General features: G+C 67.2%; 26 protein-coding genes. 18 read left to right on the forward strand and 8 right to left on the reverse strand.

Annotation, left to right across the window (positions count from 1 at the left end; translation table 11 throughout):
• Positions 1 to 53 precede the first annotated feature (53 nt).
• The gene (locus tag J7357_RS05065; RefSeq protein WP_153751779.1) at positions 54 to 743 is read right to left on the reverse strand and encodes a glutathione binding-like protein; all 690 of its coding nucleotides are present in this window, start codon (positions 741 to 743) and stop codon (positions 54 to 56) included.
• Positions 744 to 856: 113 nt separating this feature from the next.
• On the opposite strand from J7357_RS05065, the gene J7357_RS05070 reads away from it, so the two are divergent.
• Positions 857 to 1,465 (forward strand): TIGR00645 family protein, encoded by a 609-nt coding sequence (locus J7357_RS05070; protein ID WP_209245227.1) that lies wholly within the window; start codon positions 857 to 859, stop codon positions 1,463 to 1,465.
• 169 nt (positions 1,466 to 1,634) lie between these two features.
• A complete protein-coding gene (locus tag J7357_RS05075; RefSeq protein ID WP_209245228.1) occupies positions 1,635 to 2,645 on the forward strand; it encodes an energy transducer TonB in 1,011 nt (336 codons plus the stop codon).
• A 72-nt stretch (positions 2,646 to 2,717) separates the two neighbouring features.
• Here J7357_RS05075 and J7357_RS05080 read toward each other — a convergent pair whose 3' ends face one another.
• The 7 genes from J7357_RS05080 to J7357_RS05110 form a co-directional block, all read right to left on the reverse strand.
• The gene (locus tag J7357_RS05080) at positions 2,718 to 3,656 is read right to left on the reverse strand and encodes a CPBP family intramembrane glutamic endopeptidase (RefSeq protein WP_209245229.1); all 939 of its coding nucleotides are present in this window, start codon (positions 3,654 to 3,656) and stop codon (positions 2,718 to 2,720) included.
• 143 nt (positions 3,657 to 3,799) lie between these two features.
• Positions 3,800 to 4,981 (reverse strand): ABC transporter permease, encoded by a 1,182-nt coding sequence (locus tag J7357_RS05085; RefSeq protein ID WP_209245230.1) that lies wholly within the window; start codon positions 4,979 to 4,981, stop codon positions 3,800 to 3,802.
• The gene (locus tag J7357_RS05090) at positions 4,978 to 5,724 is read right to left on the reverse strand and encodes an ATP-binding cassette domain-containing protein (protein WP_010340635.1); all 747 of its coding nucleotides are present in this window, start codon (positions 5,722 to 5,724) and stop codon (positions 4,978 to 4,980) included. Before J7357_RS05090 ends, J7357_RS05085 begins: the two co-directional genes overlap by 4 nt.
• Positions 5,725 to 5,755: 31 nt before the next feature.
• Positions 5,756 to 7,270: an alpha/beta fold hydrolase gene (locus J7357_RS05095; RefSeq protein WP_209245231.1), complete on the reverse strand. Its 1,515-nt coding sequence runs from the start codon at positions 7,268 to 7,270 to the stop codon at positions 5,756 to 5,758.
• A 90-nt stretch (positions 7,271 to 7,360) separates the two neighbouring features.
• Positions 7,361 to 7,561 carry a helix-turn-helix transcriptional regulator gene (locus J7357_RS05100; RefSeq protein WP_010340539.1) on the reverse strand — a complete coding sequence of 67 codons (201 nt, stop codon included), beginning with the start codon at positions 7,559 to 7,561 and terminating at the stop codon, positions 7,361 to 7,363.
• Positions 7,558 to 8,133: a hypothetical protein gene (locus tag J7357_RS05105; protein WP_209245232.1), complete on the reverse strand. Its 576-nt coding sequence runs from the start codon at positions 8,131 to 8,133 to the stop codon at positions 7,558 to 7,560. Before J7357_RS05105 ends, J7357_RS05100 begins: the two co-directional genes overlap by 4 nt.
• Before the next feature lie 542 nt (positions 8,134 to 8,675).
• Entirely contained in the window at positions 8,676 to 9,386 is a 711-nt protein-coding gene (locus tag J7357_RS05110; RefSeq protein WP_244667306.1) for an FAD-binding oxidoreductase, read from the reverse strand.
• A 137-nt stretch (positions 9,387 to 9,523) separates the two neighbouring features.
• Between J7357_RS05110 and J7357_RS05115 the strand changes: the two genes are divergently transcribed.
• From J7357_RS05115 to J7357_RS05190, 16 genes are all read left to right on the forward strand, one after another.
• Positions 9,524 to 10,525, forward strand: coding sequence for an ABC transporter ATP-binding protein (locus tag J7357_RS05115; RefSeq protein ID WP_209245233.1), 1,002 nt, complete (start codon positions 9,524 to 9,526; stop codon positions 10,523 to 10,525).
• Positions 10,526 to 10,544: 19 nt separating this feature from the next.
• On the forward strand, positions 10,545 to 11,360 hold the full coding sequence (locus J7357_RS05120; RefSeq protein ID WP_209245234.1) for an ABC transporter permease: 816 nt from the start codon (positions 10,545 to 10,547) through the stop codon (positions 11,358 to 11,360).
• A gap of 687 nt (positions 11,361 to 12,047) precedes the next feature.
• Entirely contained in the window at positions 12,048 to 12,326 is a 279-nt protein-coding gene (locus J7357_RS05125) for a hypothetical protein (protein ID WP_010340544.1), read from the forward strand.
• Between the two features lie 170 nt (positions 12,327 to 12,496).
• Entirely contained in the window at positions 12,497 to 14,008 is a 1,512-nt protein-coding gene (locus J7357_RS05130) for a pilus assembly protein TadG-related protein (RefSeq protein WP_209245235.1), read from the forward strand.
• Positions 14,005 to 14,799 (forward strand): hypothetical protein, encoded by a 795-nt coding sequence (locus tag J7357_RS05135; RefSeq protein ID WP_209245236.1) that lies wholly within the window; start codon positions 14,005 to 14,007, stop codon positions 14,797 to 14,799. Before J7357_RS05130 ends, J7357_RS05135 begins: the two co-directional genes overlap by 4 nt.
• 11 nt (positions 14,800 to 14,810) lie before the next feature.
• The gene (locus J7357_RS05140; RefSeq protein WP_244667286.1) at positions 14,811 to 15,641 is read left to right on the forward strand and encodes a TadE family protein; all 831 of its coding nucleotides are present in this window, start codon (positions 14,811 to 14,813) and stop codon (positions 15,639 to 15,641) included.
• Positions 15,638 to 16,330: a hypothetical protein gene (locus tag J7357_RS05145; protein WP_244667287.1), complete on the forward strand. Its 693-nt coding sequence runs from the start codon at positions 15,638 to 15,640 to the stop codon at positions 16,328 to 16,330. The genes J7357_RS05140 and J7357_RS05145 overlap by 4 nt, the downstream gene beginning before the upstream one ends.
• Positions 16,327 to 16,521, forward strand: coding sequence for a hypothetical protein (locus tag J7357_RS05150; protein ID WP_209245237.1), 195 nt, complete (start codon positions 16,327 to 16,329; stop codon positions 16,519 to 16,521). The genes J7357_RS05145 and J7357_RS05150 overlap by 4 nt, the downstream gene beginning before the upstream one ends.
• 42 nt (positions 16,522 to 16,563) lie before the next feature.
• Positions 16,564 to 17,403 carry a Flp pilus assembly protein CpaB gene (gene cpaB / locus J7357_RS05155; protein WP_209245238.1) on the forward strand — a complete coding sequence of 280 codons (840 nt, stop codon included), beginning with the start codon at positions 16,564 to 16,566 and terminating at the stop codon, positions 17,401 to 17,403.
• Positions 17,404 to 17,630: 227 nt separating this feature from the next.
• Positions 17,631 to 19,010: a pilus assembly protein N-terminal domain-containing protein gene (locus tag J7357_RS05160; protein ID WP_010340551.1), complete on the forward strand. Its 1,380-nt coding sequence runs from the start codon at positions 17,631 to 17,633 to the stop codon at positions 19,008 to 19,010.
• 28 nt (positions 19,011 to 19,038) lie between these two features.
• Entirely contained in the window at positions 19,039 to 20,763 is a 1,725-nt protein-coding gene (locus J7357_RS05165; RefSeq protein ID WP_209245239.1) for an ATPase, T2SS/T4P/T4SS family, read from the forward strand.
• The gene (locus tag J7357_RS05170) at positions 20,763 to 21,611 is read left to right on the forward strand and encodes a type II secretion system F family protein (RefSeq protein ID WP_209245240.1); all 849 of its coding nucleotides are present in this window, start codon (positions 20,763 to 20,765) and stop codon (positions 21,609 to 21,611) included. The genes J7357_RS05165 and J7357_RS05170 overlap by 1 nt, the downstream gene beginning before the upstream one ends.
• Complete coding sequence (locus tag J7357_RS05175; protein ID WP_209245241.1) at positions 21,608 to 22,498, forward strand: type II secretion system F family protein; 891 nt, start codon at positions 21,608 to 21,610, stop codon at positions 22,496 to 22,498. Before J7357_RS05170 ends, J7357_RS05175 begins: the two co-directional genes overlap by 4 nt.
• Entirely contained in the window at positions 22,495 to 22,881 is a 387-nt protein-coding gene (locus J7357_RS05180) for a DUF192 domain-containing protein (protein WP_209245242.1), read from the forward strand. Before J7357_RS05175 ends, J7357_RS05180 begins: the two co-directional genes overlap by 4 nt.
• Complete coding sequence (locus J7357_RS05185) at positions 22,878 to 23,546, forward strand: TadE family protein (protein ID WP_209245243.1); 669 nt, start codon at positions 22,878 to 22,880, stop codon at positions 23,544 to 23,546. Before J7357_RS05180 ends, J7357_RS05185 begins: the two co-directional genes overlap by 4 nt.
• Positions 23,546 to 24,154: a hypothetical protein gene (locus J7357_RS05190; RefSeq protein ID WP_209245244.1), complete on the forward strand. Its 609-nt coding sequence runs from the start codon at positions 23,546 to 23,548 to the stop codon at positions 24,152 to 24,154. The genes J7357_RS05185 and J7357_RS05190 overlap by 1 nt, the downstream gene beginning before the upstream one ends.
• Positions 24,155 to 24,157 lie beyond the last annotated feature (3 nt).

Here is a 24,157-nt window from a genome sequence, read left to right on the forward strand (position 1 = left end):
CACCGAGCGCACGGATGATGCGCGTGCGCCCGGGATTTGAGAAGCGCGCCGGCTCAGCGCTGCCCGAACAGGTGCTTGCGCTCGGCATCGCTGAGCGGCTTGCCCGCGTTCGGGTTCACCTGCTCCTTCAGGGCGTAGGCGCGCTGGGTGGCCGGACGCGCGGCGATGGCCTCGTGCCAGCGCTTGAGGTGTGGGAAGGCGGCGTAGTCGGGGGTCAGGCCGTTGTACACCTCGATCCACGGGTAGCTGGCCATGTCGGCGATGCCGTAGTCGTCGCCGGCCAGGTAGGCGCTGTGCGCCAGGCGCTTGTCCAACACGCCGTGCAGCCGCCGCACCTCGTTGCCGTAGCGCTCGATCGCATAGCCGATCTTCTCCGGCGCATAGACGTTGAAGTGGCCCATCTGCCCGGTCATCGGGCCGAGGCCGGCCATCTGCCAGAACAGCCACTCCAGCGCGAGCACGCGCCCACGCGGATCGGCCGGCAGGAAGCGGCCGGTCTTCTCGGCCAGGTACAGCAGGATGGCGCCGGACTCGAACACGCTCTGCGGCGCGCCGCCGTCGGCCGGTGCATGGTCGACGATGGCCGGCATCTTGTTGTTGGGCGAGATCGCCAGGAATTCGGGCGCGAACTGCTCGCCGGCGCCGATGTTGACCGGCTTGAGCGTGTAGTCCAGCCCGGCTTCCTCGAGGAACAGGGTGACCTTGTGGCCGTTGGGGGTGGGCCAGTAGTACAGATCGATCATGGCGGCGTTCCTGGACAGGGGATCCCGAGTGTAGCGGCGGCCCCCGGCTTGGCAGCGTCATCGCCGGCCGGGTACCCTGGCCGCTCCCGCAACGCAGCATTCCAGACCACACCATGACTCCCGAGCGGCCCCGCCTGCATCCCCTGTCCAACCTGATCTTCGCCTCGCGCTGGCTGCAGTTGCCGCTCTACCTGGGGCTGATCGTGGCCCAGGGCGTGTATGTGTTCCTGTTCGGCAAGGAGCTGTGGCACCTGATCCACGAGGCGCCGCGCCTGGGCGAGCAGCAGATCATGCTGATCGTGCTCGGCCTGATCGACGTGGTGATGATCTCCAACCTGCTGGTGATGGTGATCGTCGGCGGCTACGAGACCTTCGTGTCGCGGCTGGGTCTGGAAGGCCACCCGGACCAGCCGGAGTGGCTGAGCCACGTCAACGCCAGCGTGCTCAAGGTCAAGCTGGCGCTGTCGATCATCGGCATCTCCTCGATCCACCTGCTCAAGACCTTCATCGCGGTCGGCGCGCTCGGCGGCATGCCGATGTGCTCGCCGGAGCAGTTGGCCAGCGCCGTGGGCACAGTGGACCTGAAGAGCTGCGCGACGCTGACCGCCACCGGCGTGCTGTGGCAGACCATCATCCATGGCATCTTCATCCTGTCGGCGATCGGCATCGCCTGGACCGACCGGATCATGTCCGGGTCCGCGCCGGCGCGGCCGGCGCACTGAACGACGCGCAGCGTCACGCTTTTTGCCGCAGCGCTGCGGCTGCCACACACGCGGCCGCCGTGGATGCTAGATTGACCGATGGGGTGCGCTGGCGGCATGGGGGCCGCAGCACCGCGAACGCACCGCCATCGCATCGTTGATTGCCAACACCGGGGATTCAGGGGGACGCATGTCGCAACTCACCACACTCGCCAAGGCGCGCCGCGTCGCGCCCGTCCTCTTGCTGGCCGCGCTGGCGGCCTGCTCCAAGCAGGACGAGGGCGCGCCACCCACCGCCGCACCGGCCACCGCCGCGGCCAACGCGCCGGCACCGCCGCCGGTGTCGGCCAAGGTGCAGTCGATGGGCACCGAACAGCTGCACGACTCGGCCAGCCAGGCGCTGCGCGAGAACCGCATGTATGCGCCGGCCGGCAACAACGCGGTCGAGTACTACCTGGCGCTGCGCGACAAGCAGCCCGACGACGCCGGGGTCAAGAGCGCGCTGACCGACCTGATGCCGTACACGCTGATCGCCGCCGAACAGAGCATCAACCGCGAGGATTTCCCGGAAGCGCAGCGCCTGATCGGCCTGATCGAGAAGATGGATCCGCAGGCGCCGGCGCTGCCGCGGCTCAAGCAGGGCGTGAGCAAGGGCATGGAGACGGTGGCCCAGCGCAGCCAGGACGAGACCGACAAGGCCAAGAAGGACGCCGAGCAGAAGGCCAAGCTGGCCGCCGAGCAGCAGAAGCAGGCGCAGCAGCAGGCCAGCGAGGCGCAGGCGGCGCAGCAGATCGCCGCGCAACAGGAAGCCGCGCGCCGCGAGAGCGCGCGCCAGGAAGCCGAACGCCAGGCCGCCGCGCGCCCCGCCACGCCCGCTGCCACCGCGCAAGCGACGCCGGCACCGGCGGCGACGCCCGCGGCCGCACCGGCATCCGCCGCCACGGCACAGACCCTGCGCCCGATCAGCACCCCGGCCCCGCGCTATCCGCCCGAAGCGCTGCGCTCGGGTACCGCCGGCGAAGTGCTGGTGGAAATCACCGTCGGCACCGACGGTGCGGTCACCAACGCACGCGTGCTGCGCTCCACGCCACCGCGGGTGTTCGACCGCGAGGCGCTGAACGCGACCAAGCGCTGGCGCTTCGAACCGGTCAGCGCACCAATCACCACCCGCCGCACGCTGGCGTTCAATCCCGGCGGCTGAGCCAAGACCTAAAGCGTGCCCGGCGGCTGCCGGGCGCGCTGCATCGCCGACGACCGCGCCGAGCGGAAACGCTCAGGCCGCGGGCACACTGCCCGCGCCGCGCGCAGGCGTGCCGAAGCGGCCCTTGCGCCAGGCCACCCAGGTCGCGAGCGCGCCCACCACCGTGCACACCAGCAGCCCTGGCAACGAGGCCTCCGGTCCGAACGCGCCGCCGCTCAGCCAATCCGGCACGCCCGCCTGCACCGTGCTGCGCGCGATCGCCGGTCCCATGTCGGTGCCCGACACTGCCGCGCCGAACAGATAGCCCTGAGTGAAGTTCCAGGCCGCGTGCACGCCGATGGAGACCCAGAGCCGGCCGGTGAGCACGTAGAACGCGCCCAGCATGATCCCGGCCTCCACCGCGATGCACAGCGCGGCGAACACGCTGGCGTTCGGATTGCCGAGGTGAGCCAGCCCGAACAGCGCCGCAGACAGCGCGAACGCCAGCCAGGGACCGAATGCGCGCCACAGCAGGCGCAGCAGGATCGCGCGCAGCATCAGTTCCTCGACCACGCCCGCCTGCAGCGCCTTGCCGAGCGGCCCCCACAGCGGCGCCGGTCCGGTCCAGCGGATCGCGTACACGTTCAACGCCGCCATCAGCGCCATCACCGCCGCGAACATCGCCGCGCCCAGCAGCAGGCCGACGGCCAACTGCAAGGGCGCCGCGCGCCAGGCCAGTTCCGCCGGCCAGCGCCGCTCGCCCAGGCGCACCGCCACGGCGTAGAGGATGGCGGCCGTCACTGCCGTGGCGAACGAGGCAAGCGGACCCGCGCCCGACCCAAGGAGCCTGCCGCACAGCAGCGGCACCGCCGTCGCCACGACGATCATCAGCGCGAGCAAGGCGATCACCCAGGCCACCGCTCGCAGCCAGCGCAGCATCCCCGGCTGCAGGATGCGTGCCTCGCCCAGCTCCAGCAGGCGGGCATCGCCGGCAGCCGTCAGTGCCGGGGCATCGTGTGGATCTGGAGACATGCAAGGCTCGCTGCGGAGAATGCTTCAGGAAGGCGGACGCATCCGCCGTGCGCGCAGGGAGTGTGCATCGCGTCCGCAGTCCCTGCGCGGCTGCGCGGCGATGGAGCGCAGCGCGCGGACGGCGTCCGCGCGCTGCCGGCGGCTCATGCCGAGATCGCCAACTGCTCCTGCCGGTAGCGGCGCACCGCCGCCAGCCACAGCACCGCGGCCAGGCCGAAGCCGGTGAGCAGGTACACCGCCCAGATCTGCGGATCGATCGTTTCGCGGCGGATGATCTTCATCAGCATCTGGTTCTGCGCCAGGAACGGCACCGCGAACTGCCACAGCGTGGTCTTCAGCGGATACACCATCAACGCGTAACCCGGCAGCATCGGCAGCAGCATCAGCCAGGTCATGTGGCTCTGCGCCTCCTTCATGCTCTTGGCCGCGGCCGCCAGGTAGGTCAGCAGCGAGGTGCCGATGAACAGCATCGGCAACAGCACGAACAGCATCTGCAGCATCGCCACGAAGCTGACGTTGAGCTGGCGGCCGATGCCGCTGGCCACCTGCGCGCTGAGCTTGAACGCGAGCAGGGTCAGCAGCAGCGACACCAGGCCGACCACGCAGGCCGCGGCGATCTTGCCGCTGACGATGGCGCTGCGCGAGGCCGGCGTGGCCAGCAGCGGCTCCAGCGATTGCCGCTCGCGTTCGCCGGCGGTGGCGTCGAGGATCAGGTAGGCGCCGCCGATGAACGAGGTGATGGTCAGCAGCACCGGCAGCAGCATCGCCAGCAACGCACCGCGCTTGGCTTCGGGCGTGGCCAGATCCTGCAGCGCCACGTCCAGCGGCCGCGACACCTGCGAATCGATGCCGCGCGCCAGCAGGCGCAAGGCCCCGACCTGCTGGCCGTACATGCTCAGCGCGGCCTGCACCCGCTGGGTGGGGATGTCGGCGTCGCGGCGGGTGCTGTCCTTGATGATCTCCACCAGCGCCGGACGTCCTTCGTGCCAGGCGTTGGCGTAGTCCTCGTCGATCTTCAGCGCCAGGTCCACGTCCTGGCTGCGGATGGCGCCGGCCAGGTCCTTCGGCGGCGCGACCGCGTTCAGGCCCTGCGCGGCGAGGAAGGCGACCAGGTTCGGCGCGCGTTCGCGGCCGATCACCGGAATGTCCAGCGGCTTGTCGATCTGGGTGCGCACGCGGCTCTCGGCCAGCGCGCCCATGCCCAGGATCAGCGCCGGATACAGCAGCGGCCCGAGCAGCAAGGCCAGCGCCAGGGTGCGGCGATCGCGCGAAAGGTCGCGCAATTCCTTGCGCATCACGGTGAATACGGTACGGAGCAGGCTCATGCGTGCAGTCCCTCGTCGCTGCCGATCGCCTTGACGAAGGCGTCTTCCAGGTTGGATTCGCCGGTCAGGGCGCGCAGTTCGTCGGCGGTGCCGGCGGCCACCACCGTGCCCTTGGCGATGATGACGATGCGATCGCACAGCGCCGCCACCTCCTGCATGATGTGGCTGGAGAAGATCACGCAGCGCCCTTCCTCGCGCAGTTCGCGCAGGAACCCGCGCAATGCGCGCGTGGTCATCACGTCCAGGCCGTTGGTGGGTTCGTCCAGGATCACGTTGCGCGGGTCGTGAACCAGCGCGCGGGCGATCGCGGTCTTGGTGCGCTGACCCTGGCTGAAGCCTTCGGTCTGGCGGTCGAGGATGTCGTCCATGTCCAGCGCCGTCGACAGCAGCCGGGTGCGCTCGGCGATGCGCGCCGCCGACAGCCCGTGCAGCTCGCCGAAATAGGCGATGTTCTCGCGCGCGGTCAGCCGCTTGTAGACGCCGCGCGCATCCGGCAGCACGCCCAGCGCGCGCCGCACCGCCATCGGATCCTGGCCCACGTCGACGCCGTCCACGCGCACCTGGCCCTGGTCCGGCGCCATCAGCGTGTAGAGCATGCGCAAGGTGGTGGTCTTGCCGGCGCCGTTGGGACCGAGCAGGCCGGTGATCTGGCCGTCGGCGGCCTGGAAGCTGACCCCTTGCACGGCCTGCACGGCGCCGGCGCGGGTCTTGAATGCCTTGTGCAGATTGTCGGCGACGATCATGCCTGCCCCTCCCTGTCGAACGCTGCGCAGCTCATGGTTCCCATCCGTTGAATGAAGTGAAGGCCGGCACGCCGCTCATCGCGTCCAGGCAGGTGGCATCGAGGTGCTTGGCATCGGCGGTCTCGAAGAACTGGCCGAGCAGCTTGGGCATGCAGCCCAGGGTCATGGTGCCGTGGCCCTGGCCACGCACCACCAGGTGACGGCCGTTGGGCAGGCCCTTCAGCACGCGCTCGGCGTAGCGCGGCGGCGTCACCGGATCCAGCTGGCCGGAGGTCAGCAGCACCGGCAGGGTGGAGGTGAACGGCGCGGTGAAGTCGGCCGGGCGGGTGCCGGTGGGCCACACCGGGCACGGCGCGAAGAACATCTGCGCCACTTCCGGGCCGAGCAGCGTGTCGTGCGTCTGCGGCGCGCGGTAGCGGTCGGCATCCTCGGCGCAGATCACCGACCACTGCATGCCGCGGTTCATCTGCCCGTCCAGCTGCCCGCCCATCATCCGCGCCAGCGACATCAGCGGGCCGTAGCGGCCGTTGGCGGCCTCGTCCAGCACCAGCGGCAGCAGCGACGCGGTCTGCGGCGCATAGGAGAACGAGAACGCCAGGCTGGTGACGGTGTCGGCGGTGACCCGGTCGTGGCGGCTCTCGCCACTGGCCGGATCGCGGTAGTCCACCTCCACCGGCGCCTGCCGCAGCCGCTCCACCACCGCGCGCAACTGCGTGCGGGTATCGGTGGGGAAGCGCTTGGCGCAGGCCGGATCGGCCTTGCACTGCTCGGCCTGCAACGCGATCGCATCCTCGAAGGTGGTGGCGAACTCGCCGCCGACCACCAGGTCGTTCGGCGCCACGCCATCGATGACCACACTGCGCACGTGTGGCGCGTAGCGGCGCGCGTACTGCTGGGCGACGCGGGTGCCGTAGGAGCCGCCGATCAGGTTGATCTTGTCCACGCCCAGCGCGGCGCGCACCGCATCCAGATCGCCGATCGCCTGGGTGGTGGTGTAGTAGCGCGGATCGGCGCGGCCCTGCAGCGACTGCGCGCAGCGCCGCGCGTAGTCGACCAGTTCGTTCGCGGTGGGCGCGCGCGCCGGATCGGCCAGCGGCATGTCCTTGCCGTCCGGTCCCAGGCAGCTCAGCGGGTTGGACTGGCCGGTGCCGCGCTGGTCGATCAGGAACACGTCGCGGCGCTTGCGGGTCTCGCGCAGCGCCATGTCGACGATGCTGGCGACCTGGGTGGCGGCCTGGCCGGGACCGCCGGCGAGGAAGAACACCGGATCCGGGTCGCTGCCGCCCTCGCCGGTGATCGGCAGCCAGGCGATGTTGAGTTCGATCTTGCGGCCGTTCGGCGCCGCCGGATTCTCCGCCACCGCCATCCGCGTGCACTGCGCCGGCACATTGTTGGAGGCCACCGGATTGGTCAGCGTGCACGGGTGGAAGCGCAGCGCGCCGTAGCTGCGCTCGGACGTCTGCGGCGCCGGTGCCTGGGCCGCCTGGCAGGCGGCGAGCAAGAGGGTGGCCGCCGCGATGGCGAACGGCCGGGAGGGGTGTCGCATGGTTCGCATCCTTGAGTTCATGGCTTGCAGAATGCCATGCCGGAACATGGCGTCGTCGGTACCCGGTAGGGCATGGAACGGAGTGCGCGCTTACTCGGCCTCATCGAACAGGAACACCTGCTCGATGCTGTGCGCGAACAGCCGCGCGATACGGAACGCCAGCGGCAGGCTCGGATCGTACTTGCCGGTCTCCAGCGCATTGATGGTCTGTCGCGACACGCCCAGCCGCTCGCCCAGTTCGCCCTGCGACCAGCCGTGCGCCTCGCGCAGTTCGCGGATGCGGCTGTTCATTGGTAGCGGCGCGCGTTCGCGACCTTGACCACCCCATAGGTCATGCACAGCGCGGGAAACACCCACAGCATCGCGCTCGAGGCCGGCACCGCGATCACCTGCGCCGCCTGCAGGAAGCCGGCGGCCATGTAGACGCCACAGGTCAGGCCGGCAGCGATGGCGATGGACTCCAGCTCGATGCGCCGCTGCAGTTCGTCGGAGTCGCGCACGAAGCGCGCTACCGCGCGGATCACCAGCGCCAACGTCAACGCCGGCAGCAGCGCGACCACCACGCGCAGCCAGTGCGCGTCGACGCTGTCGAGCAGGCGCTTCCAGAACAGCATCACCACCACGTAGGCGCCCATCGGCGGAAAGAACTCGCGGTAGTAGCGCCGCGCCAGCGCCCGCGGTGCGCTGTCGGCCAGGCTGCCCCGCGACCACCACATCAACAGCGCCATGAACAGGCCGCCGATGCCGACGCCCATGCATATCCCGCGCAGATAGTCGCTGCCGCCGAGCGGCAGCCAGGCCACCGCCAGCAGCGCCAGACTCACGCACAGCACCACGATCGCGTTGCGCCTGCAGTTGCCCATGCCCTGTCCCCAATCTCAGTTCGACCCGCTCCGGCCGCCCGTTACGGCGGCGCCACATGGCGTGCCGACCTTTCCCCTGTCAAGCACGCTTGACAGCAGAATGCGCGCGCCAAGGTCGACTGTCAAGCGTCCTTTACAGACAAAACAAAATCACCGGCAAGCCAGCGTAACGAGCCCCTCTCCCACCCGGAGAGGGGTTGGGGTGAGGGTAAGGGCGCGAAGCGCGCTCGACGCTTCGGAAACACGCAGCTTCGCCCTGGACGGACCGCAGGTGTAGCAGTCGCGGCTGAAGCCGCTCCTACGCGGGATGTCCAGCGCCAACGGGCACCCCTATGCTGACGCCTGGCCCGAACGACACGAAATCACCGGCAAACCAGCGTAACGAGCCCCTCTCCCGCCGGGAGAGGGGTTGGGGTGAGGGTAAGGGCGCGAAGCGCGCTCGACGCTTCGGAAACACGCAGCTTCGTCCCGGACGGACCGCAGGTATAGCGGTCGCGGCTGAAGCCGCTCCTATGCGGGATGTCCGGCGCCGACAGCGGCCGTTACTTGCTGCTGACGTATTTCTCGCGGCGGATGTGCGGCACCGGCATGCCAGCCTCCTTCAACGCATCGAAGCAGGCGTCGACCATGTTCGGATTGCCGCACAGGTAGGCGATGTCGCCCTCAGCCTGCGGCGCGAACTCGGCGAGGAACTGCTGCACGTAGCCATGCCGCACGTCGGCATGCGGCGCCTCCGGCAGCTCGCGCGAAAAGCACGGCACGAAACGGAAACCGGGATGCGCATCGGCGAAGGCGCGGAACTCGTCGCCGTACAGCAACTCGGCCGGCGTGCGCGCGCCCAGCAGCAACACCACCTCCACGCCGCGCTCGGCCATCGCCGCTTCCAGCATCGGCAGCATCGAACGGTACGGAGTGACGCCGGTACCAGTGGCGATCAGCAGGTAGCGACGGTTGCTGTCGCCGGGCTGCAGGCAGAAGCGGCCGTACGGACCACTGGCGCAGATCTGCCCGCCGATCTCCAGGCCTTCGAACAGCGCGGTGGCCGCACCGCCAGCGACGAAGCTGACCGCGATCTCGACCGTGGCATCGGCCGGCTGGGCCGGATCGTGGCGGGTGGCCAGCGAATAGCTGCGCTTGGTCGCGGTGCCATCGGCATAGTGGAAGTGCACCTGCACGAACTGGCCCGGCACGAACGGCAGCGGCTGGCCGTCGTCGCGGACGAAGCGATAGTGGCCGACGGCCGGGGCCAGCATGTGGCGGTCGACCAGTTTCAACGGGAATTGGGCAGGCACGGAGATGCAACAGTCTGTGGCCGGGGGCGACCCCGCGAGGTCTTCTATAATAGCGGCTGCACTTCTCCTGCGCCGTCGATGCGGCGCGAAGGCCCGCCTTGACTTCCGCATCCGCTCTTTCTTCACAGACCCCGGCGCCCGCGCTGCGCGTGCGCGACCTGCGCAAGACCTACGACAACGGCGTGCAGGCCCTGCATGGCGTGTCGCTGGACGTGCTGCCCGGCGACTTCTTCGCCCTGCTCGGCCCCAACGGCGCCGGCAAGTCCACCCTGATCGGCATCATCAGCTCGCTGGTCAACCTCAGCGCCGGCCAGGTCGAGGTGTTCGGCACCGACCTGAGCAGCCAGCGCAGCGCGGCGATGCGCCTGATCGGCCTGGTACCGCAGGAAATCAACTTCAACCTGTTCGAGAAGCCCTTCGACATCCTGGTCAACTACGCCGGCTTCTACGGCATGCCGCGCGCCGAGGCCGAGCGCCTGGCCGAAGCCGAACTCAAGCGTGCGCACCTGTGGGAGAAGGCCCAGGTGATGAGCCGCACCCTGTCCGGCGGCATGAAGCGGCGGCTGATGATCGCCCGCGCGATGATGACCCGGCCACGCCTGCTGATCCTGGACGAACCCACCGCCGGCGTGGACATCGAGATCCGCCGCGACATGTGGCGGGTGCTGCGCGAGATCAACGGCGCCGGCACCACCATCATCCTCACCACCCACTACCTGGAGGAAGCGGAGAGCCTGTGCCGCAACCTGGCGATCATCGACCGCGGCCGCATCGTCGAGCAGGGCCCGATGCGCGCCCTGCTGGCCAAGCTGGACGTGGAAGGCTTCCTGCTGGACATCGATGGCGAGCTGCCGGCGCAGTTGCCGGCGATCGAGGGCACCACCCTGCTCGCCCAGGACGCGCACACCCTGGACCTGGACATGCCGCGGGCGATGGACCTCAACCGCGTGTTCGCCGCACTGGGCGACGCCGGCATCCGCGTGCGCTCCATGCGCACCAAGAGCAATCGCCTGGAGGAACTGTTCGTGCGCCTCACCGGCGAACACCGCGATGCCGCTGCGGCCACGACCGGCACGGCCACGCCGTCCGCCACTCCCTGATGCCCCCACGGCGACGACCATGACTTCCCAGACCGATTCCACCCTCCCCGTTTCCGACGCCACGCCCGCCCAGCGCAACTGGGTCGCGCTGGGCACCATCGTGCGCCGCGAGGTCAAGCGCATCCTGCGCATCTGGGGCCAGACCCTGGTGCCGCCGGCGATCACCATGACCCTGTACTTCCTGATCTTCGGCGGGCTGATCGGCTCGCGCGTGGGTGACATGGGCGGCTACAGCTACATGCAGTTCATCGTCCCCGGCCTGGTGATGATGAGCGTGATCCAGAACAGCTACGGCAACATCAGTTCCAGCTTCTTCGGCGCCAAGTTCGGCCGCCACGTCGAGGAACTGCTGGTCAGCCCCATGCCCAACTGGGTGATCCTGTGGGGCTACGTCGCCGGCGCGGTGCTGCGCGGGCTGATGGTGGGCGTGCTGGTGCTGATCATCGCCATGTTCTTCACCCCGGTACGCATCCCGCACCCGCTGGTGACCCTGACCACGGTATTGCTGGGCGCGACCATCTTCTCCCTGGCCGGCTTCATCAACGCGGTCTACGCGAAGAAGTTCGACGACGTGGCGATCGTGCCGACCTTCATCCTGACCCCGCTGACCTACCTGGGCGGCGTGTTCTATTCGGTCAAGCTGCTGCCCGGCTGGGCCGAGGCCGCCACCCACGCCAACCCGATCTTCTACATGGTCAACGCCTTCCGCTACGGCCTGCTCGGCACCAGCGACGTGCCGGTGTGGGTGGCCTACAGCCTGATGCTGGGCTTCGTCGCGGTGCTTTCGGCGCTGGCGCTTTGGCTGCTGCGGCGCGGGGTGGGGTTGCGGAGCTGACGCGCCAGCATCCCTCAGCCCTACCCTCCAGGCGGCCTACGCCGCCCCGATGCGACGCCGCCAGGCGTCGTTACAACTGGCAACGTCTCGCGTCGCCCGAGGCCGCGCCAACACGGCGCAGCAAGGACACCGCGCACCGGCGCTCGCCATCTGTGCGGGAACCTCGTGGGCGGCGACGTCGACCCAGGGGACCTGCCCGAGCCCCGCATCGGCACGTACTGCACCGCCAACCGTCGCCCTCGCCGGGATCTGAGCGCACCAAGTTCTCAGCCGCCGTGTGTGCAGCGCGATACATGCCGCGTCCCTGATTGCAGTCGGTGTCAGGCACCGGCATATCCGCCATGCGTCACATTCGAATCTGACGAAGCGCACGGTGCGAATGCACCGAATTCACAATTGTATATTCCGTACGGGAACGCACGCGTCCAAAGTTTGACTCTATAGTGTGATGCAAATCCTGTTAAGCGCCAATTTATTAACGCAAGTTTTCTTGTAACGGCAATATCCCGACGCTACAGTGCACACGTCCGCTACACACCATCTCTTTACTGGACGTAAAGCGCGGGCCGGAGACCAGCTTCGTCTCCGTGAACGACTTCACTTAATGAACCCATGTCGCCACACGTTGCCGCTGGCACGCTTGTGTGTTGCCGGTAATTGGGCGATCGAGCCAAGGAGAGGAATCAGATGAAGATCCAACGCAAGCCCATCCGCTTCGGCCGCAAGCAGCACGGCCAGGGCATGACCGAGTACATCATCATCGTGGCCCTGATCGCGATCGCGGCGATTGGCGTGTTCACGTTCTTCGGCGGCACCGTCCGCAGCCAGGTCGCCGGTATGGCGCAGGAACTGTCGGGCAAGCAGGACGCCAGCCAGATGATCAACCGTGCTGGCACCAACGCCGGCAAGGCGCAGTCGCAGGCCGACAAAGACAAGGGCATGGCCGCTTACAACGGCAACAAGTAATGCCCTTGCCACCATCTGCCCCGAGGCGGGCAGATGGTGGCCTGCCGTCGATCGTGTCGGCAGAAGTCTCGTCCGAACTTCTGCACATTCGCTAGCTCCCAATCCATGGAACCCGCCGGGTCCGACGCACGCGTCGTGCCCTCGGTGTGGTGTTGCCCGAAGGAAGCCGCATGGTGATCATCGCCGCCGCCGATCCCTCGACCACGACGGTCGCCACAGGGCCGACCTGTGTCCGCTCCAGGATGCAGGGGCAGGCCATGCCGATGGTGCTGGTGTTCCTGATGGTGCTATGCGTCGGCTTGCTGGTGACCTTCAACACCGGACAGGTGGTCGGCAAGAAGGTCGAACTCACCAATGCCGCCGATGCCGCGGCGTACAGCATCGCCGTCGAGCAGGCGCGCGCGCGTAATTTCGCGGCGTATCTGAATCGTGGACGCGTCGCCAACGAGGTGGCAGTCGCGCAGATCGTCAGTCTGAACTCCTGGCTGACCATGGTGCACTCATCGTCGGTGCACTTCGAGAAGGTCGTAGAGGTCGCGGAAGTCTTGCTGTTCTGGGTGCCGGCCCTTGGTCAAGTCCTGATCGGCGTCGATCGCGCGATGACGGTGATCAACAGGACGCTCAAGATATTTCGCCAAACCTTTCTGCGGGCAGCGGACACCACCATCGGCATATTGGATCAAGCGCTCGACCATCCCTACGCGCTGGCCGCCGAGGCGGCGGTGGGCGACCTCACGTCGGAGGCCAACGTCTTCGCCATGGCCAGCAAGGTCGTCAAGGACAATGTGCCCGATGCCGATCTGACCGTGGTCGGCAAGGGCGTTCTGGCCAAGAACGTGCTTTCCGCAGGCAATCAGCTGGAAAGCTATAACCCAGGCGAACGCCGCGGCCTGACCAGCACCAACAAGGGCGGCGAGCGCTATCGCAATGTGGTGATGGCGTCGCGCGATACGTTCACGCGCGCACGCGACGGCACGGCGTTCGGCATCTTCAACAACAACGGCGGCACCGACATGGTCGAGTACGACCGGTGGTCGGCCGTGGACACCTTCCAACTCAAGCTTCCGCTGCTTGTCACCACCCTCAAGATTCCGATCGGCTGGGCGGGAACCCAGGCGGTCAACAATCGCAAACCCAACTTCTTTCCCGGGATGAACAATGGGCGGGGATGGCAGTCGCCCTACGAAAACAATCGCACCTATCGGGCCTACAACGGCACCAAGCGCAGCGACATCGCCGGTGCATTCATCGAAGGGGATCCGGCCGTCCTGCCGGACTTCAAACGCAACCAAGCTTTCATCAACAGCTATCGTTATGGCATCAGCCCTCGCTATCGCGACGTCAAGGACGCTTACTCGCAGCAGCCCGAGGGTGCCAATGCCGGGCCGATCTACACCGTCGAAGTCGGCACCCGGGTCGACAAGGCGCGCACCAGCTCGGCGCTGAAGATCGGCAGTGGACGGATGCAGCTGAAGGATCAGGCGCGCGGCGAGCAATTGCGCGCGATGGCCAGTGCGCAGGTCTACTTCAATCGTCCCTACGAACTCAGCGCCTTCCGGCGCTCGGTGTGGGGCAGAGGCGACAACAAGTTCGAAAAAGGCAGCCTGTTCAGTCCGTATTGGCAGGCGCGCCTGGTGCAAACCCCCATTTCCGACCGAACACTCCTGGTGGCCGCTCCATGATGTTATTGACCAACCGATCCCGCGCGCTGGCACTTGCTTGCATGGCCTCGCTGGCGTTCACCGCCGGCTGCCAGTCGCACGACGCGACCGAGGGCGGTAACGGCGGGGATTCCTCCTCGGAAAGCGGGGTCAAGTCGCTGCCCGCCCTCCATGTCGTCCTGACCTGGGAGTCGCGCATGGGAGGCGAAAACCTGGAGCGCAAGAACTATCAGGCGAAGCTGGAAGCCTGCCGTGGCTCCGGCATGCCCACGCGTGCGCTTTCGCCGCAGGACGAAGCCAAGCTGGGAACCGGCGAGGTCGAGATCATGATGGACGCGCATCGGCAGTTTGCGCATCAGGTCAGCTGGACCCTCGGCGCCGATGGCGACAGCGCGCAGGGCGCCTGCATGGTCAAGCTCGAGGAGCACACGGACAAGGACACCATCCAGGACACCAACGGCATGTATCTGCCGATCGACAGCAGCACGCGCACGCAGGAACGGCAGACCGTCCAGGCCATCGGCTGGAAGCTCGCTGGCGACGCCCAGGTTAAGGGGCAGCCCTGCACGCGCTGGGAGAACGGCAAGCAGGACGTGTGCATGTGGTCGGGCGGCAGCAAGTGGGGCTTTTCCGAGTCGCCAGGCGATGCGGCCGGCTGCACGATCGATGGCGCCGGCGCCTATCTGCAGGCCATTCCGCTGGAGGCCAAGCCGCTACAGGGCGGCAACGGCTGCGTGCTGCAGGTCAAGTCGTTCAGCCTCGGCAGTGGTCTGGTTCCTTCCAACGTGGCAGGTGAGAAGGAAGAAAACTAGGAGGACACGGCATGAAGACGACGCTCTTTGCACCAGCGCGCAGGATGCGCGGACAGGGGATGGTGGAGCTGGCGGTCTGTGCCGCTGTGCTGGTGCCGCTGTTCCTGCTGATCCCGGTTGTCGCCAAGTTGGGGCACGGCAAACAGATGGCGATGCAAGCGGCACGCAACGCCGCCTGGGAAGCGAGCGTGGCCAAGAACTATCAGCCGGCCAGCCGCGCCGCGCTGCAAGGCAAGGCGCTCGACCGCAACTTTGCCGACGCCGACGCGCCGATCACCAGCCGCACATCCGGCGCCAGCAGCGGTGCCTTCGCCGATCAGATGCTCAATACCTTCTCGAACCAGAAGCTGCTGGAAAAACGCGACCTGGCGATCACGCGTACAGCGAACAGGGGCTCTCCCGGCTACGTCGACGAGGCGGCCCAGTTGCTACCGAAGAACTATTTCGACAATGCCTTCCCACCCAACAAGAGCGGCTATGTCACGGCGGAAGTGACGTTGAACTATCGCGACCTGAAGACCGCGGATGGCCGACCCGCGCGCTTTCTCGAGCCGCTGGACAACCTTGATCTGGCCGACAAGCGTCACCAGACACTGCTGACCGATGCCTGGAATGCCTCCGGTCCGCGCAGCGGTGCGCGCAGCGTGATCGCCACGGTGCGTCCCCTGGCGCCGGTCTCCTACTTCGACGGGCTGGACCGGGTCTTCGACGTGCTGAAGCCCTTGACCCCGATCCTGCCCATGGTCGGCTCTCTCGGCGATCTCGAGCTGGGCGCGATCGAGCCGGATGTCGTGCCTGCAGACAAGCTCGCCAACTACCCGGTCAAGCCGGGCAAGCCATGAGTCCGCGCATTTCCCACCGCATGCTCGCTGGCGGGCTTGGCGCGCTCTTGTCGACGGTCGCGGCGCAGCAGGCGCATGCGCTGGACTGGCCGGATGTCCCGGTTCCCGAGCAGGCCTCGGGCGAGATCGTGTCCGAGCACATGCTCTACAACGGCATCGCCATGCGGGCCAGTCGCTTCCGTGTCGCCGAATCGCCGAAGCAGGTCGAGCAGTTCTATCGGAAGGAGTGGGGCAACGCCGTCGTGACCACGCCAATGGGCAACAAGACCGTGCTTGGGCACATGACCAGGGACGGCTACTACATCACCGTGGAACTGAGTGGCGATGCCAATCGCACGCAGGGCCAGATCGGCGTCATGGAAGTTCCCAAGAAGGATCTGCCCGCCGACGGCGTCGGCAAGGGCTTCGGCCGGCTGCCCGAGACACAGGTCGCCGAGGACATCGTCTACATGGACACGCCGCGTCATGTCAGGACGCTGAGCATGCTCAACCGCTACACGCCGCTGCAGAACCAGCAGTACTACGCGCGCTACTTTGCCGGGCAAGGCTATGCGCGCGACGGCTCCTCGTCGACCTGCACCGCGAGCAGTCCGCACTGCGTCTCCCGGTTCACCCGGCAGGACGATCGCGTCACAGTGACCTCGAGCCGCGGGCAGACCGGCACCGTGATCGTGGCGGTGGTCGAATGAACGCGCACGCCCTGTCCTGCCGGCGCCTGCAGCGCGGCCAGTCCACGGTCGAGTACACGGTGGTGGTGATGGCGCTGGTGATCGTGCTGATCGCCAAGCCCGACGTGATCACCGACGTGGTGACAGCCCTGAAAGATCTCTATGCCGCCTTCGTCTACGCCATCTCGGCGTCCGACGTGCTGGTGGGGTGATCCCTCTTCCCTCGCGATGACCTGCCCGACGGCGCCTCTTCAATGCAGAAACCCAAACTCAGCAAGAACGTCCTTTTCATCCTGGTCGCGGTGGTCATGGCCGGCCTGGCCGCCTTCATTGCGGTCAGCTACATCCGCACCACCGTCGCCGAACGCACCCAGGACAACCGGCCGATGGTCGACGTCGCCGTGCCGGTGAACGATCTGCCACAGGGAGCCATCCTGCAGGGCAGCGATCTGGCCCTGCGCACGATCCCGGCCGAGTTCGCGCCGGCCGACGCGGTCACGCCCGACAACCACACCCAGTTCGAAGGCAGGATATTGCGTGCACCGGCACGGGGCGGCGCGCCGTTGAGCGCCAGCGCCCTGGTTCCGCTGTACGACCAGTTCTCGCGGTTGATTCCCAAGGGCAAGGTCGCCTACACGATGAGCGTGGACGAGAACAATTCGATCTCGGGCATGATCGCGCCGGGCGACCTGATCGACATCTTCTTCGTCAAGGACGCCTCCACCGGCAGCAATGGCGCCGCCGGCAGCCAGGCATCGGGCGCGCAGGTGTTCCCGCTGCTGCAGAAGATCAAGGTACTGGCGGCCGGCAGCCGCATCGGCGAGACGGCGCCGAAGGAAGGCGAGGAATCCAGTACGTCCACCGGCTTCTCCAGCGTCACCCTGGAGCTGGACCAGTATCAGGCCAAGCAGCTCGCCGTCGCCTCCAAGGTGGGCGCGGTGCGCGTGCTGCTGCGCGAAGTTCAGGACACCTCGCCCGGCGCGGCGACGGGCATGAGCGAGAGTCAGTTGTTGCGATCGCTGGGATCGGGCGATCCGGCAAACACAGGCAGCGGAAGCAGCCGCGTAGAGTTCATCATTGGCGGAAAGGGTTAAGCATGACGCAAGCTACACGCCGTCGCAGGAGCAAGGCCGGGACATCGGCGCCATGGTTGGCCGGCTTGCTGCTGGCGGGCATCGGGGGATGGAACGCATCGGCACAACAGGCCGCCACCACTGCTGCGGCATCACGGCCTGCCGCGCGCGCGCCGGCGACCACGCCAGCAGCGCCGCCGGCGACCGGGCAGGCGGCGGATGCCCCGTCGGCAGAACAGGCCCGACTGATGGCGCAAGGACGCCAGGTCGACCAGCTCAAGCAGACGGTGGAATCGCAGATCCAGGAACTGGGCAACGGCAACGCTTCGTCGGGCGGTGGCGGCGTCGCCTTGGCCGGCGACAAGAAGCCCTCGGTCGCCCCGTTGATCCAGCCGTCGCAAAGCATCTACGCCGGCGAGGCCGTGGTGCGGCGGGTCCCCGGTACGCTCCGCCGCATCGCGGTCGGCGACGGCGAGGTCCTGAGCGTCTTCTCGGTCGGCAAGTCCGAACTGGTCATGATCGGCACCAAGCCCGGCGAGACCAACGTCCACCTGTGGATGGCCGACGGCAGCCAGCGCGACGTCAACGTGACGGTCGGTGGCAGCAAGTCCGAAGGCGCGGCCGAGACCGTGCGCGAACTGCTGGGCAATACGCCGGGCGTTACCGTGCGGGCCATCGGCTCCAATGTGGTGATCTCGGGCAACGACGTCGATGCCGCCACCACCGCCAAGATCCAGGCCTTGCAGAAGATCTATCCGCAGGTGCTGAACTTCGCCGGCGCCGACCCGGTCGGCATGCGGCCGATGGTGCAGATGGACGTGTCGATCATGGAGTTCAACAAGAACGCCGTGGAGGATCTGGGCATCCGCTGGGACAGCACCATCGACGGTCCGATCGGCGGCCTGATTCGCGACGTGACCACGAACAACTACTTCCGCGTGCTGCCGCAGGACAACCAGACCTTCCAGGACATCAAGGACCAGTTGCCCACCAAGCTGCCCGGGCCGCAGGGCTACTTCGGCATCGCCACCACGATCGCCTCGAAGATCAACCTGCTGATGAGCCGCGGCAAGGCCTGGGTGCTGGCGCAGCCCAAGCTGAGCGCCAAGAGCGGCAGCAACGCGACCTTCCTGGTCGGTGGCGAAGTGCCGATCGTGGTGCCGTCGATCCTCGGCCAGACCCAGATCGAGTACAAGGAATACGGCATCCGCCTGAACATCAACCCGTCGGTCAACTCGTCCAATCAGGTGAATACCTCGATCATGGCCGAGGTCAGCCGGATCGATCCGTCGGTGTCGGTGCAGGGTGTGCCCGGCTTCCTGACGCGCCGCGTCGAGACCGAACTGAACGTCAATGCCGGCCAGACCATCGTCATCTCCGGGCTGCTCGATCGTGAGGCTTCCAAGGCCGTGGACAAGCTGCCGCTGTTGGGCGACATCCCGATCCTGGGCAAGCTGTTCCGCTCCGATGGCTTCCGCGGCAACAAGACCGAACTGGTGATCTTCGTGACCCCGCGCATCGTCAGCCCGACCTCGCCGGAGAACCTGCAGGATCTGCAGCGCGCCCAGGGGATCGAAAAGGAGTTGCAGGACGAAATCAGCCCCCGCCAAGACAAGCTCATCAAGTAACCACCCACGGAGCACAAGGTTCACCGCCATGTTCACAGTGCTGATCAATACGCCAGGAGGCGACACGCGTCAGGTCAAGTGCATGCACCGCGAGTGCGGCATCGGCCGCGCCGATGCCAATCTGGTGATGCTGCAGGGCTGGAACATCGCCGGCAAGCACGCCACCCTGCTGCGCGAGGACGACGGCGTGTTCATCCTGCCCCTGGGCGGGCGCGAGCCGATCACGCTCAACGGCAAGGTGGTGCTGGCCAAGCAGGGGCCGATCGACGGCAAGGACGAGATCCGCATCGGCCAGTACATGCTGAAGGTCAGCGGCGACGATGCACGCATCGTCCGGCAGACGCCTGCCGCCAACGACGGCGCGGCGGTCAGGGCCACGGAAGCGCCCGCGGCAGCCACCGACACCGCGCCCGACCGCCAGACGGCGGCGCCCGCCGCGACAGACATGGTGGTGGCCGGGCCTCCGCCCTCCGATATCGCCACCTGGCGCACCAAGCTGCACATGGCGCTGGTGCGGCAGATGGACCTGCGGCGCATGGACGTGCGCAGCATGGACGACAGCGCGCTGCGCGACAGCACCATCAACCTGATCGACGACATCCTCAAGCGCGAGTTCAGCGATCTGCCGGCGGACATCAGCCCGCGCAGACTGGCCAAGCAGGTGCTGGACGAGGCGATCGGACTGGGGCCGCTGGAAGACCTGATCGACGATCCGACCGTCACCGAAATCATGGTCAACTCGCACGACGACATCTTCATCGAGCGTGCCGGGCGCATCCAGAAGTCCGAGGTGGTGTTCTCCAACGAACGTGCCTGTCTGGCCGCGATCGAACGCATCGTTACGCCCCTGGGGCGGCGTATCGACGAAAGTTCGCCGCTGGTCGACGCACGCCTCAAGGACGGCTCCCGCGTCAATGCGGTGATCCCGCCGGTCGCCTTGCGCGGACCGAGCATCAGTATCCGCAAATTCGCCACGCGCCGGCTGATGGGCGAGGACCTGCTCAAATTCGGCTCGCTGAACCAGCCGATGCTGGACTTCCTGATCATGGCCGTGCGCGAGCGTCGCAACATCGTGGTGTCCGGCGGTACCGGCTCGGGCAAGACCACCCTGCTGAACATCCTGTCCAACTTCATCCCGGACGGCGACCGCGTGGTCACCATCGAGGATGCAGCGGAACTGAAACTGGTCCAACCCAACCTGGTGGCGCTGGAAGCCCGCCCGCCCAACATGGAGGGCAAGGGCCAGATCACCATCCGCGACCTGGTCAAGAACGCGCTGCGCATGCGCCCGGATCGCATCGTGGTCGGCGAGTGCCGCGGCGGCGAGTGTCTGGACATGCTGCAGGCGATGAACACCGGCCACGAAGGCTCGCTGACCACCGCGCATGCCAACAATCCGCGCGAGACGCTCTCCCGCCTGGAAGTGATGGTGATGATGGCCGGCATGGAGCTGCCAATGACGGTGGTGCGCGAGCAGATCGCGTCGGCAGTCAACCTGATCGTGCACCAGCGCCGCTATCCCTGCGGCTCGCGCAAGGTCAGCCACATCACCGAAATCACCGGCATCGAAAGCGGCACCATCCAGATGCAGGACCTGTTCCTGTTCAAGCCCACCACCTACCACGGCCCTGACGGCAAGGTCGCCGGCAACTTCGTGGCGACCGGTGCGGTGCCCGAGTTCTACGAAGAGCTCGCCGAGCGCGGCGTGTCGGTGGATCTTGGCATCTTCCGCAACCAGGGAGGCGCGCGCTGATGGGCCTGTGGCTGATCGCCCTGCTGGTGTTCGCCGGAACCGCGATGGCCATCCTGCTGATCGCGCGCTCCAGCGAGCAGTTCCTGAAGCGCTACCGCGAGAGCTTCATGGACCAGGCCCGCATGAACCTGGCGGATATGTTCCTGTTCCTGGATCCGGCCCAGGTCTACATGATCAGCGCCGTGGTGATGGTGGTCATCCCGCTGTTGGTGTGGATGCTGACCGGCAGCCTGGTCATCGCGGTGCTGATCGGTATCTTCCTGATCTTCGCCCCGCGCAAGGTCTACGCGTTCCTGCGTAAGCGTCGGCTGGAGAAGATCCAGGAGCAGCTTCCCGACGCGCTGCAGATGCTGTCCAGCAGCCTGCGCGCCGGCGTCGGCTTTGCGCCGGCGATGGAAGTGCTGGTCCACGACGGCCAACCGCCGCTGGCGCAGGAACTGGCGCTGGTGCTGCGCGAACAACACATGGGGCTGCGCGCCGAAGAGGCGATGGAGAACTTCAGCAAGCGCGTTCCCATCACCGATGCCGAGCTGTTCGTTTCGGCGGTGAATATTTCGCGCGAGGTCGGCGGCAACCTGGCCGAGACCCTGGCGACCCTGGCAGAAACGCTGCGTCGCCGCCTGACCATGGAGAAGAAGGTGAAGTCGCTGACGGCGCAGGGCCGCCTGCAGGGCATCGTCATGGCGATGCTCCCGGTGTTCCTGATCGGCTACCTCAGCCTGATGTACAGCGAAACCATGCAGCCGATGTTCCACAGCTGGCACGGCTGGGTGGTGATCACCATCTGCCTGGTCATGGAATACCTGGGCTACCGTCTCTGCAAGAAGATCATGACGATCGACGTATGACCTGGATGCTTGTCCTCATCGCGCTTCTGGCCGCCGGCGCCGTCGCCCTGGTGGTCATCGGCACGCGCGGGGTGATCCGCGAAGTCGAGCTGGAAGACCGCACCTACTACGACCCGCTGCCGCGGCTGATGCAACTGATGTGGCCGCTGGTGACGGTGCTGACCCGGCGCATCGCGCCGCGCCTGAGCGTGGCGCAACTGGAACAGACCCACCGCCAGCTGCAGGCCGCCGGCCAGGACTACACGCTGACGCCGGAAGAGTTCTACGGCCTGCGCATGGCCAGCGCGCTGGTGGTGATCGCCTTCTTCCTGCTGTGCACCGGCATGCTCGGCCACCTGGGCATCGGTTCGGGCCTGATGTGCCTGCTGTTCGGCGGCGTGCTGGGCTGGCTGTATCCCGCACTGTGGCTGGGCGAGCGGCGCAAGGCGCGGCAGAAGACCGTGGTGCGCGACCTGCCGGTCTATCTGGACTTCATCACCATGTCGGTCGAGGCCGGCCTGAACGTCACCGGCGGCATCGAGCAGGCGGTCGCCAAGGGACCGTCCGGCGCGCTGTCGCAGGAGTTCTCGCGCATGCTGCGCGACCTGCGCGCCGGCCTGCCCCGCGCCGAGGCGCTGCGGCGCATGGCCGAGCGCATGGACATCCAGCAGATTACCAGCTTCACCAGTGCGCTGATCCAGGCCGACAAGGTCGGCGCCAACCTTAGCGACACCTTGCGCGCACAGGCCAACCAGCGCCGCGAGGAGCGCTTCCTGCGTGCCGAAAAGCTGGCGCTGGAGGCACCGGTGAAGATGATGCTGCCGCTGGTGATGTTCTTCTTCCCGCTGATCTTCCTGTTCCTGGGCTACTTCATCTACTTGAAGATGCTGCAGGAGGGCATCCTGTGAAGCGTGGATGCATCGAGCGCAGCGCCGGCATCCCGATCCCGCAGGTGTGGGCGGCGGATACCTGGTGGTCGCGCGCGCGCGGACTGCTGGCGCGCCCGACGCTAGCAACCGATGGATCGGAGGCCTTGCTGATCCGCCCCTGCGCCAGCGTGCATACCATCGGCATGGGCTACCCGCTGGATCTGGTGTTCCTGAGCCAGGACGATGTGGTGCTGGAGTGGCGCGAGAACGTCAGGCCGTATCGCACGGCGATGTGCCGGCGCGCCGCGGCCACCATCGAGTTCCATGGCGGTGCGCTGGACCGCCTGCAACCGCAACGCGGCGAACACTGGCACTGGCGCGCCACCGCGCCGGCGCCTTCCTCTACAGGAGCTCGCTCATGAAAGCACGCGTCCGCACTCTCCGCAGCCGCACGTCGATGCGCGGCCAATCCATGGTGGAACTGGTGATCATCACGCCGGTGCTGCTGTTCCTGTTGCTTGCGGTCATCCAGGCCGTGCTGCTGTACCGCATGAAGTCCACGCTCGATTACGCCGCGCTGATGGCAGCGCGCGCGGGTGCGGTGAGCGGAGTGGACCGCATGGAGATGCGCAAGGGCTTCGCCAAGGGCATGATGCCGCTGTACGCCCACGACACCGGCCAGGCCGCGCTCGAAGTGGCATACGCTAAGGCATTCGCCGACCTCACCCTGCACGGCCGCATCACCGTGATCAATCCCACGCGGGCCGCATGGAGCAACTTCCGCGAACGTCAGTACAACGGCCAGTACGCGTTGCCGAACGACACGCTCGCCTATCGCAGCGACGCGATCGGCAGCAGCGGCGTCAATGTGCAGGACGCCAACATCCTCAAGATCAAGGTGGTCTACGACGCGCCACTGGTGGTGCCCTTCGTCGGCTGGGTGCTGGGCGGGAAATCGCAGTACCTGAAAGCAGGTACGTTCGAAGCCTCTCCCCTGCAGCCGCTCACCGGGCGCCTGCCCATCGAGAGCTATGCGATCGTGCGCATGCAGTCGCCGATCTACACGCAAGGCAACCTCGACAAGTGATGCCCCGTCTCGCGCTGCTGGCGTGCGTTGCACTGCTGTGCCAGATCATTGCCGGCTCGGCGTGCGCCGAGGATGCCGCGTTCTCCGGCGTGGCGCAGGTGAGCACCAACGAACTTGGCGGCCTGAGCCGGATCCAGCCACGCGGTGCGGTGCAACCGGCGACGGTGTTCTTTCGCGACGACGCGTTGCGGATCCAGTTCCAGGATGCCAGCGGTCGGTCGTATGCGCTGATCCTGGCAAAGGGTGCGCCCACCGGCTGGATCGTGGGCCAGCAAGGGGGTGCCATGCCCGTTCCCGGCATGCGCTGGCCGCTACGCTTCGATCCGGAGCAACCCTGCGCGGGACTTGGCATGTTCGCCGACTGCCAGCGTGGCGACAGCGGCCTGCGTGCGGGCCGCGACGCGGTGCAATGGCGGTACCGCCTGGCCAATCCGGATGGGCCGGGCAGAACCCGGCAAGGCACGATGTGGCTGGACCGCGAGACCGGACTGGTGCTCGCCTATCGCGGCAAGACCGGACTGGAACAGCAACAGCACTGGGACATCCAACGGGTCGACTACGGCCCGCAGCCGGATGCCTTGTTCCAGCCGCCCGATCTCGCGCACTGATCC

Source organism: Xanthomonas sp. D-109 (genome assembly GCF_017746095.1).
Classification (GTDB): domain Bacteria; phylum Pseudomonadota; class Gammaproteobacteria; order Xanthomonadales; family Xanthomonadaceae; genus Xanthomonas_A; species Xanthomonas_A sacchari.